This is a genomic window from Aquisediminimonas profunda (genome assembly GCF_019443285.1).
In the GTDB taxonomy this organism is placed as follows: Bacteria; Pseudomonadota; Alphaproteobacteria; order Sphingomonadales; family Sphingomonadaceae; genus Aquisediminimonas; species Aquisediminimonas profunda.
The window spans coordinates 3,207,764-3,225,945 of sequence record NZ_CP080327.1 but is presented as its reverse complement, the minus strand read 5'-3'; the positions used below and the strand labels follow the sequence as shown (position 1 = coordinate 3,225,945).

The following is an 18,182-nucleotide window of genomic DNA, read 5'->3' as shown; positions in this document are numbered from 1 at the left end:
GATGAGCCTTGATGCGGAAACCTTTGGCCAACTGATCGAGACCATCCGTCGATTCGTGACCGAAAGGCTACGTCCGCTCGAAGCGCAGGTGGCCGAAAATGACGAAATTCCGGATGATATCATTGCTGAGATGAAGGCTCTCGGACTATTTGGCCTGTCCATTCCGGAAGACTATGGCGGTCTCGGTCTGACAATGTCCGAAGAGGTTCGGGTTGTCATTGAACTCGGCAAGACCTCTCCGGCCTTTCGTTCGGCATTCGGCACCAACGTGGGCATCGGAAGCCAAGGCTTGGTTATGGCCGGCAATGAAGCGCAGAAAGCCCGCTTCCTGCCAGGGATCGCGAGTGGGGAGATCATCACCAGTTTTGCACTCACAGAGCCAGAGGCCGGGTCGGATGGGGCAGGCGTCAGAACCCGGGCAGTCAAGGATGGCAACCATTGGAAGCTGTCTGGGGGAAAACGATACATCACAAATGCTGACAAGGCCCATCTTTTCACCGTGATGGCGCGAACGGGCGGCCCGGGAGCTGGCGGCGTGACAGCGTTCCTTGTGCCTGCCGATTCTCCGGGGCTCAGTGTTGGAGCCCATGAAAAGAAGATGGGCCAGCAGGGCGCACACATCTGTGACGTAAACTTCGACGACGTCGCCGTGCAGCCTGAAAACATGCTTGGTGCTGAAGGCGAAGGCTTCAAGGTCGCCATGCGTGTCCTGGACCGTGGACGGCTTCATATTTCCGCGATGTGCGTGGGAGTCGCAGAGAGGCTTGTCGCTGATGCAGTCGCATACGCGACGGAGCGCAAGCAGTTCGGCCAGGCCATCGCTGACTTTCAGCTTGTTCAGGCGATGATCGCGGATTCGAAAACGGAACTGCTCGCTGCCAAGGCGCTTGTCCTAGAGACAGCTGCCAAGCGTGATGCGGGCGAGAATGTTGTGCTGGAATGCGCAGCCGCGAAGCTTTTTGCTTCGGAAATGGTTGGGCGTGTTGCCGATCGCGCCGTGCAGATTTTTGGCGGAGCAGGCTATGTCGCCGATTACGGGATTGAGCGGCTGTATCGAGACGTGCGCATTTTCAGGATCTACGAAGGCACCAGCCAGATACAGCAGCTGATTGTGGCGCGAGAAACTATCAAGAGAGGCGGATAACAATGGATACTGCAAAGCTCTTTTCACTCGAAGGGCGTGTCGCGCTTATTACGGGCGGCTCCAAGAATATCGGCCGGATGATTGCTGAGGGATTTCTCGCGCAGGGCGCGAAGGTCTACATTTCCTCCCGCAAAGCCGATGTTTGTGATGCTACGGCAGCCGAATTGGGGCCAAACTGCCATTCGCTGCCACAGGATGTTTCGAGTGTGGCGGGCTGCAAGGCGCTTGCTGCTGCCTTTGCAGAGAAGGAGCCGAAGCTCGATATTCTGGTGAATAATGCGGGGGCTGCATGGGGAGCGCCATTTGAGGACTTTCCGGAAGTCGGTTGGGACAAGGTGATGGACCTTAACGTCAAATCGCCGTTTTTCCTGACGCAGGCGCTCTATCCGCAACTCAAAGCTGCTGCGTCTGCAGAGCATCCCGCCAAGGTCATCAACATCACGTCCATTGACGGTATTCGCCTGAATCCTTGGGATACTTTTAGCTATCATGCGTCTAAGTCGTCCTTGATCTACTTGACGCGTCGCATGGCTGCGAGGTTGATCGCCGACCAGATCAACGTAACATCAATTGCCCCCGGTGCATTTGCGTCTGACATGAACCGTGCAGCGCGCGATCACAGCGATGCTGTTGCGAAGAACATCCCCAACAAACGGATAGGCAAGCCGGAGGACATGGCGGCGGCGGCGATCTTCCTTGCCAGCGATGCGGGCAATTATGTGATTGGGGATACAATCACGGTCGACGGGGGCGTCGCTCACGCCAACATCGGCTCACCCAGCATCGAGGCCAGCTAGAGGAGATAACCGCCATCGCTGGTGAGTGTCGCGCCTGTGATCGTGGCAGCATCGGTTGAAAGCAGAAACGCAATCTGCGCTGCAATCTCTTCAGCCGTGGCAAAGCGACCGATTGGTGTGGAGGCTTTCCCAAGTGCGTCAAAGGCCTCTTCTTCGCTGCCGCTTTCGCCAACAAGGTCTGCAAAAAAGGATGCATCGCGCCAGATCGGTGTTTTAACACCCGCTGGTGCTATCGCATTGACGCGGATGCCATGTGGTGCGCATTCCTTGGCCGCGATGCGTGCGAGATGCATGACCCCGGCCTTTGATGCGCCATAGGCGGCAATACCCTCCTCCGCCTTGAGCCCGGAAGCAGACGCGGTAATGACTATTGCGCCACCCTTGCCATGCGCTTTAATCGCGCGAATCGCGGCGCGAAGAGTCAGGAAGGCGCCGTCAAGATTGACGGACAGCACACGCCGCCATTCTTCAAAATTGAGAGTTTCGATGGCCCCGCTGCTTGAGATACCCGCGTTGATCACGGCAAGACGCGTGTCACGAATATGCGGCATCGCATCAGACCAGAAGGCTTCATCCGCGACATCTCCTGCAAGGCGGACGACACCCTCAAGCCCTGAAAAGGCATTGTTTAGGCTCTCCGAATTCCGGTCGGTCGCTACAACAGGCGTGGCTCCAGATGCGGCGAGCAGGCGGGCAGTCGCCAGGCCAATCCCCGACGCAGCACCTGTCACAAGGGCTCCATGGTTGGCAAAATCATAAGGCATGAGCGGTTCGGTATCAGGTCAAGCCAAGCTGCGCTAGCAGAGACGAAGGTCCAGTCTTCCTCCATGAACCAATGCAATCTTTGCTGCCCCGCAAGATTCTTTGCACCTGCAGATCAATTCTTGGCTTCAAATTACGTGCACATCGGTCTACCGCGCATCTTAATTCCGCATTGACAGTAAGGGAAAAGGCTCCGGATGAACTATCCGCCGAAGCAAGGATTGTACGACCCCAGAAACGAGCATGATGCATGCGGCGTGGGCTTTGTCACGCATATCAAGGGCGTCAAGACGCATGATACTGTCAAACGAGGCCTCGAAATTCTCCTCAATCTCGATCATCGCGGCGCGGTCGGCGCTGATCCGCTGCTTGGCGACGGAGCTGGCATTCTTATCCAGATTCCCGATGCTTTGCTGCGCGATTGGGCGCATGGCGAGGGGCTCACCCTGCCAGCCATAGGCGATTATGCCGTCGCGATGTGCTTCCTGCCGCGTGATGAGCCTGCGCGCGAATTCGCGACTGCGCATTTCGAAAGTTTCATTGTCAAGGAAGGCCAGATCCTGATTGGCTGGCGCGATGTACCGGTCGATCCGGAGGGGCTGGGCAAGGCTGTTCTCGAGCAGATGCCGGTGATTCGGCAGGCCATTGTCGGCCGTGGAGCATCTACACCCGATCAGGACGCATTCGAGCGCAAGTTGCTGGCACTCCGCAAGCAGACGCAGAACCCGCTGGCAGCGCTTGCCGAAAAGCATCAGCTGCCCGGTTTGGCCGAACTCTACATGCCATCCTTTTCATCACGCACACTTGTGTACAAGGGCCTGTTGCTCGCCGGACAAGTCGGCAGCTTCTATGAAGACCTGCGCAATCCGCTGACCCAATCGGCGCTCGCGCTAGTTCATCAACGCTTCTCGACCAATACATTCCCGTCTTGGAAATTGGCTCACCCGTATCGCTTCATCGCGCACAATGGCGAAATCAACACCGTTCGCGGCAATGTGAACTGGATGAACGCACGGCGTCGCACCATGGAATCGGAACTTCTTGGCCCGGACCTCGACAAGATGTGGCCGCTCATTCCGCATGGCCAATCCGACACTGCCTGTCTCGACAACGCATTGGAGCTGCTGCTTGCCGGTGGTTATTCGCTGGCTCATGCGATCATGATGCTTATTCCGGAAGCCTGGGCAGGCAATCCGATGATGGATGCAGGCCGCAAGGCATTTTACGAATATCATGCTGCCCTGATGGAGCCTTGGGACGGGCCGGCAGCTGTGGCCTTTACCGATGGCCGCCAAATTGGCGCGACACTGGACCGCAACGGCCTTCGGCCGGCTCGCTTCTGTGTCACTGATGATGACCATGTCATCATGGCCTCGGAATCGGGTGTCCTTCCCGTCAAGGAAGACAATATCGTTCGTAAATGGCGCCTTCAGCCGGGCAAGATGCTGCTCATCGATATGGAGCAGGGACGGATCATCGAGGACGAGGAAATCAAAGCCCAGCTTGCTGCAGCAGAGCCCTATGCCAAGTGGCTTGAATCCGCGCAGTACAAGCTCAAGGACCTTGGTGCTGCGGACGCCCCCATAGAGCCAATTATCAACGATCCTTCCGTGTTGCTCGATCGCCAGCAGGCATTCGGATATACTCAGGAAGACATTGCCAAGTTCATTGAGCCCATGGCCACAAACGGCGAAGACCCGATCGGATCGATGGGGACGGACACGCCAATTGCGGTTCTCTCGTCACGGTCGCGATTGCTTTACGATTATTTCAAGCAGAATTTTGCGCAGGTCACCAACCCGCCGATTGATCCGATCCGTGAAGAGTTGGTCATGTCTCTTGTCTCGATGATTGGGCCGCGGCCAAATCTGCTGGGGCATGAAGCAGGTACCCACAAGCGCCTGGAAGTTGACCAGCCGATCCTGACAAATGCCGACATCGAGAAGATCCGGTCGGTCGAAGAGACACTTGACGGCGCGTTCCGAACCGAGACGATCGATATGACTTGGGATGCGTCCACTGGGGCTGCCGGTCTTGAACTGGCCCTTAAGGAAATGTGCTGGGCAGCGACGGAGGCCGTCCTTGCCGATCGGAATATCTTGATCCTCTCAGACCGGTCGCAAAGCTCGGATCGCATTGCGATGCCGGCATTGCTCGCGACTGCGGCAGTGCACCACCACCTTGTCCGTCAGGGCCTTCGCATGCAAACCGGCTTGGTCGTCGAAACAGGCGAAGCGCGCGAAGTGCATCATTTCTGTGTTCTGGCGGGCTATGGGGCGGAAGCCGTAAATCCTTACGTCGCTTTTGAAACGCTTGAGGAAATTCGCGTCCGTCGTGGACTTTCGCTCTCGGCCGAGCAAGTGCAGAAGAACTACATCAAGGCGATTGGCAAAGGGATACTGAAGGTGATGTCCAAGATGGGCATTTCGACCTACCAGTCCTATTGCGGGGCCCAGATTTTCGATGCCATTGGCCTCTCAACGGCATTTGTGGACAAATATTTCACTGGCACGGCAACGACCATCGAAGGCGCCGGGCTTGGAGAGATCGCTGAAGAAACGGTGCGCCGCCATGCTGCCGCCTATGGCGACAACCCAATTTATCGGAACATGCTCGATGCAGGGGGCATCTACGGGTATCGCGTTCGTGGCGAAGAGCACGCCTGGACGCCGGGCAACGTTGCCAGCTTACAGCATGCGGTGCGCGGCAATGATCCGAAAAACTATGCAGAGTTTGCCAAATCGATCAACGAGCAGAGTGAGCGCCTGCTGACCATTCGTGGCCTGATGGAACTGAAGAAGTCCGATCAGCCGCTCGATATCAATGAGGTCGAGCCTGCAAGTGAGATCGTGAAGCGGTTTGCGACAGGAGCCATGAGCTTCGGGTCAATCAGTCGGGAGGCGCATACGACGCTTGCAATTGCCATGAACCGCATCGGGGCCCGGTCGAACACCGGGGAAGGTGGGGAAGAGGCCGATCGTTTCAAGCCTCTTGCAAATGGGGACTCCATGCGTTCCGCGATCAAGCAGGTTGCGAGCGGTCGCTTTGGCGTGACCACCGAATATCTGGTCAACGCCGACGATATCCAGATCAAGATGGCGCAGGGTGCAAAGCCGGGCGAAGGTGGCCAGCTTCCCGGCGACAAGGTCGACAAGAACATTGCGCGCGTCCGTCATTCGACACCGGGCGTGGGACTCATCTCGCCGCCGCCGCATCATGACATTTATTCGATCGAAGATCTGGCGCAGCTCATCCATGACCTGAAGAACGTCAATACGACTGCGCGGATTTCCGTGAAGCTTGTGTCCGAAGTAGGGGTTGGCACCGTTGCCGCCGGGGTTGCCAAGGCCCGGGCTGATCATGTCACAGTATCGGGCTATGAGGGCGGAACCGGCGCCTCTCCCCTGACATCTCTCACTCATGCGGGCTCGCCGTGGGAAATCGGTCTTGCCGAAACCCAGCAAACCTTGCTTCTGAACGGTCTCAGGTCTCGGATTGCGGTCCAGGTCGATGGAGGGCTTCGCACCGGTCGCGACGTTGCGATCGGAGCGCTGCTCGGTGCTGACGAATTTGGTTTTGCCACGGCCCCTCTAATTGCCGCCGGTTGCATCATGATGCGCAAATGCCATCTGAACACCTGTCCTGTGGGCGTGGCCACGCAGGATCCGGTTTTGCGCAAGCGCTTCACTGGCCAGCCTGAGCATGTGATCAACTATTTCTTCTTCGTTGCCGAAGAGTTGCGTCAGATCATGGCGGAAATGGGCTTCCGGACGGTTGATGACATGATCGGTCGCGTGGACCGGCTCGACATGCGTCGGGCAGTTGATCATTGGAAAGCGAGTGGCGTCGACCTGACCCGCATTCTTCATGAAGTGGATCTGCCTGAAGAGACTGCGCGGCATCAGACCGAAACACAGGATCATGGCCTCGACAAGGCTCTGGATCGTGAGTTGATTGCCGCCGCTGCTCCTGCGCTTGAGCGCGGTGAAGCCGTTCGGATCGAGCGAGAGGTGAAAAATGTCAATCGGACCGTTGGCGCGATGCTCTCGGGTGAAGTGGCAAGACGCTACGGGCATGAAGGTTTGCCGGACAATACGATCCGCATCGCCTTTACAGGTGTCGCAGGACAAAGCTTTGGCGCTTTTCTGGCGCATGGCGTTACACTTGAACTCACGGGTGATGCCAATGACTATGTCGGCAAGGGGCTTTCCGGTGGCCGCGTGATTGTAAAGCAACCATCCCATGTAAAGCGCGAGCCGACGGAAAATATCATTGTCGGAAATACAGTTCTCTATGGAGCAATTGCCGGGGAGGCCTATTTCAACGGAGTTGCGGGGGAGCGCTTTGCCGTACGCAACTCTGGCGCGGTTGCGGTCGCTGAGGGAACCGGCGATCACGGCTGCGAATATATGACAGGTGGCGTCGTGGTTGTGCTGGGCAAGACTGGCCGCAACTTTGCTGCAGGCATGTCTGGCGGTGTTGCTTATGTCTATGACGAAGACGGCCTTTTCCGCGAACGTTGCAACATGGCAATGGTTGATGTCGAACCAATCCTGCCTGACGCCGAAGGCGACGAAGGTACGGGCCGCCCGAGCCAGCGTGCAATCGACGTGCACGATACGGGCATGGGAGACATGTTGCGCCACAGTGCAGAACGTCTGCGGATCATGCTTGAGCGGCATCATCTCTACACCGGCAGCAAGCGCGCCCGGGCGATTCTGGATGATTGGGAAGAATCGCTCAAGCGCTTCGTCAAGATCATGCCACGTGATTATGCGCGTGCGCTCAAGCAGTTGGAGGCGGAGCGTCTCGCTGCAGCTTCCGTGGCTGCAGAGTAGTCGTTTTATTGGAGTGAATTGTGGGCAAAGTTACCGGCTTTCTTGAAATCGAGCGGAAGGATCGCGGCTATGCGAAGCCTGCAGAACGGCTGACGCATTATCGCGAGTTCACAATTCCAATGCCAGATCCTGCGCTTCGCGATCAGGCAGCACGATGCATGAATTGCGGGATACCTTATTGTCACACCGGCTGCCCGGTGAACAATACGATCCCCGACTGGAACAATCTGGTCTATGAGGGTGATTGGAAAAATGCGCTTGAACTGCTGCATTCGACGAACAACTTTCCCGAGTTCACCGGTCGAATTTGTCCAGCGCCCTGTGAAGAAAGCTGCACGCTGAATATCGACGATGCCCCTGTTACCATCAAGTCGATTGAATGCGCTATTGTTGACCGAGGGTGGCAGGAAGGCTGGATTTCCCCACAGCTCCCGAAGAGCAAGACCGGGAAATCAGTTGCTGTAGTCGGATCCGGGCCGGCTGGCATGGCGTGCGCCCAGCAGCTTGCGCGCGCTGGGCACAGCGTTACGCTGTTTGAGAAGAACGACCGGATGGGCGGTTTGCTTCGCTACGGTATCCCTGACTTCAAGATGGAAAAGCATCTGATCAATCGTCGACTGGTGCAGATGGAAGCAGAAGGCGTCGAACTGCGAACCAGCACCGAGGTCGGTGTTTCCGTTTCTGTTGAATCGCTTCGAGCGAATTTTGATGCGATTGTGATGGCGGGCGGTGCCGAAATGCCGCGAAAGCTTGAAATTCCGGGCTATGAACTGCCGGGTGTTCGTCTCGCCATGGAATTTCTTACACAGCAGAACAAGCGCAATGCGGGAGATGATGAAGTGCGCGCTGCGCCGCGCGGAACAATTTCCGCGACCGGCAAACATGTGATCGTCATTGGCGGCGGCGATACGGGGTCGGACTGCGTCGGCACGTCAAACCGTCAGGGTGCTGCCTCTGTCACTCAGATCGAGATCATGCCAAAGCCTCCGGTCAAGGCGGATAAAGCACTGACCTGGCCCGATTGGCCGATGAAGTTGAGGACATCTACCAGCCATGAGGAAGGCTGCGAGCGCGATTGGTCCATCCTGACCAAACGGGTCATCGGTTCAAATGGTGCCGTCGAAGGACTGGAATGTGTCCGGGTCGAATGGGTGGATGGCCAGATGCGTGAGATTCCGGGCAGCGAATTCACGCTCAAGGCAGACTTGATCTTTCTTGCCATGGGGTTTGTCGGCCCGCGAACGCAGGGTTTTGTTGAACAGACAGAAGTCGCGATGGATCAACGCGGTAATGTTGCTGCCAATACGAAAGACTATTCAACAAGCGTGGAAAGCATTTTTGCTTGCGGGGATATGCGGCGCGGTCAGAGTCTGGTTGTGTGGGCAATTCGCGAGGGGCGACAGTGCGCTCGCGCTGTGGACCTTTTTCTCATGGGTGAAACCGAACTTCCCTATTGAAAAAAGTGGCGTGCACGGATTGTCGCCATGCACGCCACAGTCGCGAGAAACGGTTAGAAGCGCTCTGGGTCGAGATGCGTAATGTCCATCAAATAGCTTGCCATCGCGCGATGTGCTTGCCCGGTAAGTTTAACCAGACCCGCATTCAGCATTCCGGCATCCGCGATTGTTGTCAGCAATCCGCGTCGTTCCAGGACCTTTATCCATCGTTGCAGCGTGTCAGCAGACATGGTCGAACCTTGGCGCAAATCGCTAATCGCGCAAACATGCTTCGACTCTTCAGCTTCAAAGAGAGTGAGAAGCAGTTCCCAGACCGGGTCGCCCAGCAAGTCTGCGTCAAAATACTGCGCTCTGGCCCGAGATTTGCGTAGCAGTGTCCTGGCAACTGCCCTGCTGTCAAAATGGCTTGATTTGAATTCTGTCATTTTCATGATGCACCACTGCGGCTTCCCGCGATCATGAGTTCGGCACGCATCGGATCTGACACGATGTTTGACCAGTCGAGAGCACCAGGCTCGTCCCAAAGTCCTTCTGGACGAATGGTCACCATGGGCGCAGCGCCGTAACGGATTGCCAGGGGATCAGGCTCCAACTCTGCGCCCATTTCATGATATTCGATATTGGCGAACCGGAATGGCTTGCGGTTTTCCATCTTGCTCGCGCCCATCAGCTTCCAGAATGGCGCAATCTCGGCACTGGCATGCCCATAAACCCGCGTGAATCCTTTGCGCCGAACGTGTGCAACTGCCGCCTTGACCAATTGGAAGGCCAACCTGCTCTTGCGATACTCAAGTTTGACGGCAAGCCGCTCAACTTTTGCAAAGTCTCCGAAATACCGCATGCGGATCGCACCGGCAGGATCGCCGTCAATATAACCGACCAAATGCGTGGCGCAAAAATCGTTGCCGTCAAATTCCTCAGAATAGAGCGGAAACTGTTCGGCAAGATAGGTTGCGGATCGAATGGAAATGACATGTGCCAGTTCCTCAAAACTGCGAACCTGACGGACTTCGGTCCGCTTGCCACTGAGCTTGGTTGACCAGGAGTCACTGCACTGTGGAAGGACGACGACAAAGCCCTCTTGGGCATTGGGATAAATTGTGCGCGCCTCGAGGAACCCTAGGCTGAGCAAAAGTCGAGCCGAAAAGTCCGTCGTGCCCTTGGAAAAAACGGGGCAGTCAACTTGAGATAAGGACCTGTAGAGCCGCCCCACTGCAGGCATGGTCTTCAGGTATAGACCGGGTCCATAAAACAGCCACTCATAGATGGCCACGGGCGTTTCGCCACTGCGGACGATCCAGGCGGGATCCGGGTTGGTGCCATCAAATTGGCCATTTGCAATGGAGGCGGCACCAAACTCGTTCAGCGGCAAACAGGCGAAAAGGCCGAGTGCAGGGCCGCCGTTCTCGCGACGAATCACGTGCACCAGATTCGGATTCTTGTGCAGCATGCGACGTATCGACGCTTCAGCGGCTAGCGTCAGATTCTCACTTGCTCGAGCGAAGAAGTCCAATGCTTCGTCTTCGCTGGCGAGGTCGAGGCGCGTGGCTTTTGACCCCAATTTTCCAAGCGTATTGCGCGCGCGATCGTTGAGCAATCCATCCCAAAAGCACAGTCCGTCCTGCTTCAGCTGAATTTCAGCGTCTTTCATGACGTCATGACGCATTGCGTGTCTCCCCTTGCAACGATATGATCGAAACCTGACTACGATAAATTTCTTAATCGACTGGGAAGATTTGGAAGCGATAGAGAAAATTGAACCGCCTGTTCAGGCGATGAACACCCCGGCTGAGAGGAAGGTTCTGTCAGTCGCTGATCTTGATTGGTCAGATTTGAAGTTCCTTGTCGAAGTTGGGGATGCCGGGAGCCTGAGGGAAGCAGCCAGGCGTCAGCGGGTCTCTGTGAACACGGTGCGCGCGCACCTTGCCAAATTGGAACAGGTTGCGGGCGAAGCTGTTGTCAGTCGCGGCCTTTCCGGGGCGAAACTGACGAAAGTTGGCGAAAGGCTCTATCACGCGGCGGCAGCTCTTGGTCGAACAGCCATCGATGGTGCCGACTCTAGGGGAAAAGGACTCCTTGAACCCGGGACATTTACCTTTGGATGCACTGAAGGTGTCGGCACAAGTTGGCTCACACCGCGGGTCGCCGCATTATCCAACCAGATTCGGCCAACGACCATCAACATGCAGTTCGATTATGATCTCAAGCGAGATCGGAGCTGCCTTGTCGATCTTGGTTTGGCGTATCGACCGCCGGCGGATGCCAATCTCATCGTCGCAAAAGTGGCGACTATCCACATGATGCTGTTCGCGTCGCCCGACTATCTTCGCGCAAATGGAGTGCCAAGCACGATCGATGACTTGAGAAACCATGTGATCGTTGAACAAGCCTCGCCAGGATACAATGATACAGCCATTGACCTGCTTTTGGGTTCGGACAGGCCGCGATCCATGACATCGATCCGCACAAACTCTTCCCTGACCCAGGCCTATGCCGCTGCAAATGGCGCCGGAATCGCCCTCTTGCCGTCTTACACGCGCGCCATCACCTCAACCTTGGTGCCACTACCCGTGCTACCGCAAATGCGTGTCGCGCTGTATTATTTTTATCGGGCGGAGGCCAAGGATTGCCTCGTGCTTCGCGAGGCTATCGACTGGCTTCGGGCTTCATTCGATTCTTCCCAATATCCCTGGTTTTCGGATCAATTTGTTCATCCTGAAGATTTCCACAAGTTTCAGGCCAGCAACGACGGCGTGGTTAGCCTGTTTGCGCATATGATGGACCGCATGTCTTCAGGTGTTGCTCAATCGCGCTAGACACTCTGTACTACTAGCGCCGCGTGACCGCACACACATCCAGCCTGCTCAAAAAGTCGGAAGGCTTGCATTGATAGCCACACTCATAGTCTGCGGCAGTCGGGTCTGGTAACCAGTCAATCATGCTTTGCGCTGCTTCTCGACATTCCTTGAGCGTTGCGAAACTGCCCAGCTTCCAATCGACTGATGTGTCCTTCCGATCAGGATAGACCCACCCCTTCCATTGCGGATCAAGGCGGTCGCAAGAACCGAGCCCACCTGCACAAATGCAGACCAGCGCTATCATCCTCCGACGATTCATTGCTTGTAAGACTCCCCAGACACAAGGTGATCCTAGCTTGGTCGGCCGAACTTAAACACGAAATTTGTTCGCGGACACACGCGCAGCTGCATCCATTCCTCCGTTTCGGACGTAAATGTGGCGAGAGCGCATCGATGCGCGGCCCGAGGTGAGTGAATTGACCAATTGTGGCCTCGCCGGACCGGGCGAGGACAAGATCTCTGTGCTTCCCCGTTTGGGGCACTATCCTGCACGCGCGCGGGCCTATTTCGCGCGCCTAAGGGCCCAAGGCTCCAGATTATCCTTGGAAAGTGTCCCCGCATTCTCAGCGTTCGTTGGGAGGCCGCGATATGCACTGATGCCAAGGAATGAAGCGTTCACTGGGGGATCATGCTCACATGAAGCAAATGATAGGGGTTATTCAGTTGGTGAAAGCTGAACCGAAGATTGAAGCCATGCCGCCCGCTACCCTGGAGCAGCTGCTTGCGCAGGTTGCAGAAGGTCAGATGGAGGCGTTTGCTCGTCTCTATGACATAACGTCTCCCCGGCTTTTTGCGATCGCATTCCGGATCTTGCGCGATGAAGCGGTAGCGCAGGATGCGACGCAGGAAGCCTATGTGAATATCTGGCGCAAGGCCAAGCTTTATGACCCCGCCCGCGGAAGTCCGATTGGTTGGATGAGTGTGATCGTCCGAAACGTTGCACTCAATATGATCCGTGCAGACCGCCCGACCGAACCAATTGACGACCTGGATATTCCCGTAGCGCCTGTTGATCCGCCTGATTCCCGTCTGGGCCATTGTCTCAAGCAGCTGCCAGCGGATCAGCGGAACGCAATTGTGCTGACCTATACTTACGGCCTCACCCATTCTGAACTGGCCGAACATCTTTCTGTCCCTCTCGGCACCGCGAAAAGCTGGGTGCGGCGGGGGATGTTGACATTGAAGGAACGAATGCTGCGATGACTGATATCTCCCTTTCGGACAAATTTGCTATTGGCCTGCTCTCGCCAGCCGAGCGAGCAGATGTTGCGCGTCAGCGTTTGTATGACCCAGAACTTGACCGCATGATCGACGATGCCGAAGCAGCGTTGTCTCCGCTTGCCGGAATGGCAGGTTGCGCAAGACCGCCTGCCGGACTGAAGGACCGTGTTCTCAACGCGGTCCAGCAGGTCCAGATTGGCGAGGCCGAAGGTAAGCATTATTATCCCTTTGTTTCCGGCAGCTGGCGCAAAATCTTTCCAGGTGTTGATATGAAAGAGCTGTGGGTTAGTGGCCCGAAACTGCTGAGATGTGCTCCGATCTCGGTGATTCCTGCGCATCATCACCATCATGATGAATACCTCGCGGTGCTGGCAGGCGATTTCACGATTGAAGGTACACGGTTCGGACAAGGAGACTGTCTGTTTTCGCCTCAAGGAACACGTCACAATGAAGGCACAACCGAGAGTGGATGCGTTCTGCTGCTACATCATAGCTAGGGGACGAAGCCGCGCGATATTCAGAAAAGGGCGCTGCCTCAATTGCGCTTCAATGTCCGAAGTCAGATTTCGACCTTGTTTTGCAACGCCCATTCACCAAGTGCGGCGCGAATGCTCGCGGGCGGCTTTTTGAGATAGTCTGCCAAGACCGATCGCGCATCTGCGACGTTAAGCGAACGGATCATGGCCTTTATCGGGCCTACAGACACCGGCGTGATTGACAGTCGTTCAATTCCTATTCCGAGCAGGGCGAGCGCTTCGAGAGCTCGGCCACCCATCTCACCACACACAGTGACCGGCACATTGGCTTCATCGCATTGTTTGACCACCCGTGACAAGAATCTCAGGATAGCTGGCGATAGCCAGTCGAAACGTTCCGCCAGCTTGGGATGAGCACGGTCCGCGGCGAACAGGAATTGCGTCAGATCATTCGTTCCAATCGAAATGAATTCGAGCTTCGGCAGCAGCAAATCGAGACATTCGGCAAGGGCAGGGACTTCGAGCATCGCACCATATCGAATCTCACGTGGTACCCGCTTGCCGCGCTCAATCAGGAATTCGCGCTGCTTCTCGAATATAGCGCGCGCCTGCTCGAATTCCCATGGCTCCGAGACCATCGGGAACATAACGTTCAATGTGGTTCCTGCCGCAGCCTCGATCAAGGCACGTGCTTGTGCTTTCATCAGCCCATCGCGCTCCAGTGCAATCCGGATCGCGCGCCAACCCATCGCAGGGTTTTCCTCGTCCTCCTCATCCTGCCGCAAATAGGGAAGGGCCTTGTCGCCACCGATATCAACGGTCCTGAAGACAACCGGCTTCTTGCCCGCCGCTTCAATCACATCGCGATAGAGCCGCAATTGCCGTTCGCGCTGAGGCATGGTTGCTGAAACAAGAAACTGAAACTCGGTCCTGAAAAGGCCAATCCCATCTGCTCCCGTAGCGTCCAGGGCTGCGATGTCGTCGCGGAGGCCTGCATTGATCATAAGAGCAACGCGCAAGCCGTCCTTAGAAACCGGGGCCTCACGCTTCAGTGCTGCAAAACCTGCCCGCCGCTTTTGTGTAACGGCCAACTGGGTTTCAAACGCCTCTTCCATGGCGGCAGTCGGGCGAACGAAGACCGCTGACTGGCCAACATCCACGAGCAGCAGATCGCCCTCCGAAATGAGGCGCCGAACATCTTTGACTCGTCCGAGCACGGGAATGCCCATCGCCCGCGCCACAATAATGACGTGCGCGGTCAGCGATCCCTCTTCCAGAATGACTCCCTTTAGGCGACGACGATCATATTCGAGCAGCTCAGCTGGCCCAAGATTGCGCGCTATCAGGATCGCATCCCGACGAAGACCCGCTTGAGCTGCCGATGCGAGCTGACCGGAAACGATCCGCAGCAGACGGTTGGACATGTCTTCAAGGTCATGCATGCGATCCGCCAGGAGTGGATCGTCGATCTGGCGCATGCGCATTCGGGTGCGTTGCTGGACGCGCTCAATTGCGGCTTCAGCGGTGAGGCCGCTGTCTATGGCCTCATTGATCCGCCGCGACCAGCCTTCGTCATAGGCGAACATCTTGTACATCTCGATGACGTCGCGATGTTCGCCTTCGCCGCCGAATTCGGCCTGGCTTGCCATCTTGTCAATCTGCTCACGCATCTTGTCGAATGCGGAATAGACACGATGGCGTTCGGCTTCGATGTCCTCGGCGACGGTGTGTTCGATCGTGATGCGGGGCTGATGAAAGACCGCATGCCCCTTTGCCATGCCATCGACCAGTTTCAGCCCGTTGAGCCGCAAAGCCGCCGTGTTCTGGACTTTTGATCCACGGGCCTCCGCATTGTCGATGAGACCCGCATTTGCAATCAGCTCGGATAGGACCATCGCAACAGTTTGCAATGCCTCGATTTCGACTTCTTCATATCGCCTTGGCTCCGCATGCTGGACGCAGAGCACGCCCACGGCGTCTTCCTTGCGGATGATTGGCACGCCGGCAAAGCTATGGAAGAGTTCCTCGCCGGTTTCCGGCTTGTAGGCAAAGTCGGGGTGGCTGGTCGCTTCGTCGAGGTTGAGGGTAGCGATCTGTTCGGCAATCGTGCCGACAAGGCCTTCCCCCATCGCCAATTTCGTGACGTGAACAGCCTCCTGGTTCAGGCCGCGGGTCGCAAAAAGTTCAAGCACACCTTCGCGGCGCAGGTAAATCGAACAGACTTCGCTGGCGAGCGCTTCGCCAATGATCTGCACGACCTTGTTCAGTTTGGCCTGCGCAGTTGCGCGCGAAGCCATGACTTCGTGGAGGCCAGTCAGGATTTCACGGGCGGAGGCGGCAGCGATCATCCGCATTCGCTATCAGATTGTTGCGCGTGATTCCAATGCTGCCTGAGCTTCGTCCACCAGTGTCTGCAAAATTTGGGCTATTGGCTCTTCCGACTTGACCATGCCGACTGACTGACCGGCCATCAGCGAGCCATTTTCCACATCGCCATCAATGACCGCACGACGCAAGGCTCCAGCCCAGAAGTGCTCGATTGCAAGCTGCGCTGCGCCCATGTCGACTTCACCTCGATCAAGCATTGCCGCAACTTCGACCTGCTTGCGGGTGAATTCTTCAGTGCCGGCATTCTTCAGAGCACGGACGGGGATGACCGGAAGGCGGGGGTCGATCTGGACGCTGGCAACAGCATCCCGCGCGGATGCACGGAGGAAGGCCTTCTTGAAGGCCGGGTGCGCAATACATTCGGTGGCACAAACCAGTCGCGTTCCAATCTGGACGCCAGCGGCACCAAGTTCGAGGAAGCAGGCGATCGCTTCTCCCCTGGCTATCCCCCCAGCAACAAAAACCGGAACCTGCGGCCCGATTTCCGGCAGAATCTCCTGGACAAGGACGGACGTGGAAACAGGGCCAATATGGCCGCCAGCTTCCATCCCTTCGATCACCAGGGCATCCACACCGGAACGGACAAGCTTTTTTGCGAGCGACAGCGCCGGGGCAAAGCAGATCAATTTGGCTCCGTTTGCCTTGATAGCGTCAATAGATCCAGGCGGTGGAAGGCCGCCTGCCAGCACAACATGTGACACGCGATGCTTTGCGCAAATTGAAATGAGTTCATCGAGATTTGGATGCATTGTAATGAGGTTCACGCCAAATGGCCTGTCCGTCATTGCCTTGGTCGCGGCAATTTCAGCATCGAGCAGGTCTGGCGGCATCGCGCCACAGGCAATGACACCAAAGCCACCCGCATTCGACATGGCGGAGACCAGATTGCGCTCACTGATCCAGGACATGGCCCCAGCCATCACCGCAATTTCGGAACCAAGAAACTCGCGCCCGCGCTTCATCAGCGCGTCAAGTTTGCTCACGCCGCATCCTCTGCGTCCAGCCCATAGGCCGTGTGCAGCACGCGAACTGCAAGTTCGGTTTCATCTTCGTCAATCAAGACCGACACCTTGATCTCGCTCGTTGAGATAGCCTGAATGTTGATCCCTCGCGATCCCAAAGCCTTGAACATTGTCGAGGCTACGCCTGCATGGCTGCGCATACCTACGCCAACGATGGAGATTTTCGCGACCTTGGTATCGTGCAGCAGCCTTTCATAGCCAATCGTATCCTTGCCCTTTTCAAGCGCGTCCAAAGCTCGTGCAAGTTCGGCACCAGGAACAGTGAAGGTCACGTCAGTGGAGCCGGAATCATGCGCAATATTCTGGATGATCATGTCGACATTGATGCTGGCTTCGGCGAGCGGTGTGAAGATGCTCGCAACCGCGCCTGGCCGATCAGGCACATTGGTGAGTGTGATCTTGGCTTCATTCTTGTCATGGGCGATGCCCGTTATCACCTGGCGTTCCACGTCATTTTCTCCAATTTCATCGTCACCGACGATCAACGTTCCAGGCCTGTCATCAAACGACGTCAGGACCTGCAAACGTACCTTTTCCTTCATTGCGAGCCCCACCGACCGGGTCTGCAGCACCTTTGCGCCAACGCTCGCCAGTTCGAGCATTTCCTCATAAGTCACCTTGTCGAGCTTGCGCGCCCGAGGGACGATGCGCGGGTCTGTCGTATAAACGCCGTCTACATCAGTATAAATGTCGCAGCGGTCTGCCTTCATGGCCGCTGCCATGGCAACTGCCGAAGTGTCGGAGCCTCCGCGTCCCAAAGTGGTGACCCGGTTGTCCATGGTGACACCTTGGAATCCCGGAATGACGGCCACTTCGCCGCTGGCAAGGGCTGCGTTGAGTGCAGTGCAGTCGATGTCTTCAATGCGTGCAGAGGCGTGTGCATCAGACGTCCTGATCGGCAATTGCCAGCCAAGCCAGCTTCGTGCAGGCACGCCCATGGCTTGCAGGGTCATGGCTAGCAATCCCGACGTTACCTGCTCACCCGAAGCGACGACAACATCATATTCCTTGGTATCGTGCAGCGGAGCGGCTTCGCGGCAAAAATTCACAAGGCGGTCCGTTTCGCCTGCCATTGCGGACACAACGACTGCCACCTGATTGCCGGCATCAACCTCTTTCTTGACCCGCGCGGCGACGTTGCGGATCCGTTCCGTCCCCGCCATTGATGTGCCGCCGAACTTCATTACGATTTTGGCCACGAAACATCCCTGCGTTACAG

General features: G+C 56.6%; 13 protein-coding genes. 7 read left to right on the top strand and 6 right to left on the bottom strand.

The window, feature by feature from the left end:
* Position 1: 1 nt before the first annotated feature.
* On the top strand, positions 2 to 1,144 hold the full coding sequence (locus K0O24_RS15835; protein WP_219893653.1) for an acyl-CoA dehydrogenase family protein: 1,143 nt from the start codon (positions 2 to 4) through the stop codon (positions 1,142 to 1,144).
* A gap of 2 nt (positions 1,145 to 1,146) precedes the next feature.
* Complete coding sequence (locus tag K0O24_RS15830) at positions 1,147 to 1,941, top strand: SDR family oxidoreductase (protein ID WP_219893652.1); 795 nt, start codon at positions 1,147 to 1,149, stop codon at positions 1,939 to 1,941.
* Here the strand turns inward: K0O24_RS15830 and K0O24_RS15825 are convergent.
* Positions 1,938 to 2,705 carry an SDR family NAD(P)-dependent oxidoreductase gene (locus tag K0O24_RS15825; RefSeq protein ID WP_219893651.1) on the bottom strand — a complete coding sequence of 256 codons (768 nt, stop codon included), beginning with the start codon at positions 2,703 to 2,705 and terminating at the stop codon, positions 1,938 to 1,940. The two genes, K0O24_RS15830 and K0O24_RS15825, sit on opposite strands and share 4 nt — an antisense overlap.
* Positions 2,706 to 2,900: 195 nt before the next feature.
* Between K0O24_RS15825 and gltB the strand changes: the two genes are divergently transcribed.
* Together gltB and K0O24_RS15815 are read left to right on the top strand one after the other, a co-directional pair.
* Positions 2,901 to 7,541, top strand: a complete 4,641-nt coding sequence (gene gltB, locus K0O24_RS15820) for a glutamate synthase large subunit (RefSeq protein WP_219893650.1) — start codon at positions 2,901 to 2,903, stop codon at positions 7,539 to 7,541.
* 20 nt (positions 7,542 to 7,561) lie between these two features.
* Positions 7,562 to 8,998 carry a glutamate synthase subunit beta gene (locus tag K0O24_RS15815; protein WP_219893649.1) on the top strand — a complete coding sequence of 479 codons (1,437 nt, stop codon included), beginning with the start codon at positions 7,562 to 7,564 and terminating at the stop codon, positions 8,996 to 8,998.
* Between the two features lie 53 nt (positions 8,999 to 9,051).
* Here K0O24_RS15815 and K0O24_RS15810 read toward each other — a convergent pair whose 3' ends face one another.
* Positions 9,052 to 9,423 (bottom strand): hypothetical protein, encoded by a 372-nt coding sequence (locus K0O24_RS15810; RefSeq protein WP_219893648.1) that lies wholly within the window; start codon positions 9,421 to 9,423, stop codon positions 9,052 to 9,054.
* 2 nt (positions 9,424 to 9,425) lie between these two features.
* Positions 9,426 to 10,649 carry a GNAT family N-acetyltransferase gene (locus K0O24_RS15805; RefSeq protein WP_219893647.1) on the bottom strand — a complete coding sequence of 408 codons (1,224 nt, stop codon included), beginning with the start codon at positions 10,647 to 10,649 and terminating at the stop codon, positions 9,426 to 9,428.
* 124 nt (positions 10,650 to 10,773) lie between these two features.
* On the opposite strand from K0O24_RS15805, the gene K0O24_RS15800 reads away from it, so the two are divergent.
* From K0O24_RS15800 to K0O24_RS15790, 3 genes are all read left to right on the top strand, one after another.
* Complete coding sequence (locus tag K0O24_RS15800; RefSeq protein WP_219893646.1) at positions 10,774 to 11,814, top strand: LysR family transcriptional regulator; 1,041 nt, start codon at positions 10,774 to 10,776, stop codon at positions 11,812 to 11,814.
* A gap of 678 nt (positions 11,815 to 12,492) precedes the next feature.
* Positions 12,493 to 13,059: a sigma-70 family RNA polymerase sigma factor gene (locus K0O24_RS15795; protein ID WP_219893645.1), complete on the top strand. Its 567-nt coding sequence runs from the start codon at positions 12,493 to 12,495 to the stop codon at positions 13,057 to 13,059.
* Positions 13,056 to 13,574, top strand: coding sequence for a cupin domain-containing protein (locus K0O24_RS15790; RefSeq protein ID WP_219893644.1), 519 nt, complete (start codon positions 13,056 to 13,058; stop codon positions 13,572 to 13,574). Before K0O24_RS15795 ends, K0O24_RS15790 begins: the two co-directional genes overlap by 4 nt.
* 62 nt (positions 13,575 to 13,636) lie before the next feature.
* Here the strand turns inward: K0O24_RS15790 and ptsP are convergent, their stop codons facing one another.
* Genes ptsP through K0O24_RS15775 form a run of 3 tightly spaced genes read right to left on the bottom strand, consistent with a single transcriptional unit; the run spans position 13,637 to position 18,162 of the window.
* A complete protein-coding gene (gene ptsP / locus K0O24_RS15785) occupies positions 13,637 to 15,907 on the bottom strand; it encodes a phosphoenolpyruvate--protein phosphotransferase (RefSeq protein ID WP_219893643.1) in 2,271 nt (756 codons plus the stop codon).
* 6 nt (positions 15,908 to 15,913) lie between these two features.
* Positions 15,914 to 16,903, bottom strand: coding sequence for an NAD(P)H-dependent flavin oxidoreductase (locus K0O24_RS15780; protein WP_219895684.1), 990 nt, complete (start codon positions 16,901 to 16,903; stop codon positions 15,914 to 15,916).
* A gap of 17 nt (positions 16,904 to 16,920) precedes the next feature.
* Positions 16,921 to 18,162: an aspartate kinase gene (locus tag K0O24_RS15775; protein ID WP_219893642.1), complete on the bottom strand. Its 1,242-nt coding sequence runs from the start codon at positions 18,160 to 18,162 to the stop codon at positions 16,921 to 16,923.
* Between the last annotated feature and the right edge of the window lie 20 nt (positions 18,163 to 18,182).

What these genes read in the sequence shown, in the direction of transcription:
- K0O24_RS15835 (WP_219893653.1), top strand. Translation starts at nt 2, where the DNA reads ATGAGCCTTGATGCGGAAACCTTTGGCCAACTGATCGAGACCATCCGT.
- K0O24_RS15830 (WP_219893652.1), top strand. Translation starts at nt 1,147, where the DNA reads ATGGATACTGCAAAGCTCTTTTCACTCGAAGGGCGTGTCGCGCTTATT.
- K0O24_RS15825 (WP_219893651.1), bottom strand. Translation starts at nt 2,705, where the DNA reads ATGCCTTATGATTTTGCCAACCATGGAGCCCTTGTGACAGGTGCTGCG.
- gltB (WP_219893650.1), top strand. Translation starts at nt 2,901, where the DNA reads ATGAACTATCCGCCGAAGCAAGGATTGTACGACCCCAGAAACGAGCAT.
- K0O24_RS15810 (WP_219893648.1), bottom strand. Translation starts at nt 9,423, where the DNA reads ATGACAGAATTCAAATCAAGCCATTTTGACAGCAGGGCAGTTGCCAGG.
- K0O24_RS15805 (WP_219893647.1), bottom strand. Translation starts at nt 10,649, where the DNA reads ATGAAAGACGCTGAAATTCAGCTGAAGCAGGACGGACTGTGCTTTTGG.
- K0O24_RS15800 (WP_219893646.1), top strand. Translation starts at nt 10,774, where the DNA reads ATGAACACCCCGGCTGAGAGGAAGGTTCTGTCAGTCGCTGATCTTGAT.
- K0O24_RS15795 (WP_219893645.1), top strand. Translation starts at nt 12,493, where the DNA reads ATGAAGCAAATGATAGGGGTTATTCAGTTGGTGAAAGCTGAACCGAAG.
- K0O24_RS15790 (WP_219893644.1), top strand. Translation starts at nt 13,056, where the DNA reads ATGACTGATATCTCCCTTTCGGACAAATTTGCTATTGGCCTGCTCTCG.
- ptsP (WP_219893643.1), bottom strand. Translation starts at nt 15,907, where the DNA reads ATGCGGATGATCGCTGCCGCCTCCGCCCGTGAAATCCTGACTGGCCTC.
- K0O24_RS15780 (WP_219895684.1), bottom strand. Translation starts at nt 16,903, where the DNA reads ATGAAGCGCGGGCGCGAGTTTCTTGGTTCCGAAATTGCGGTGATGGCT.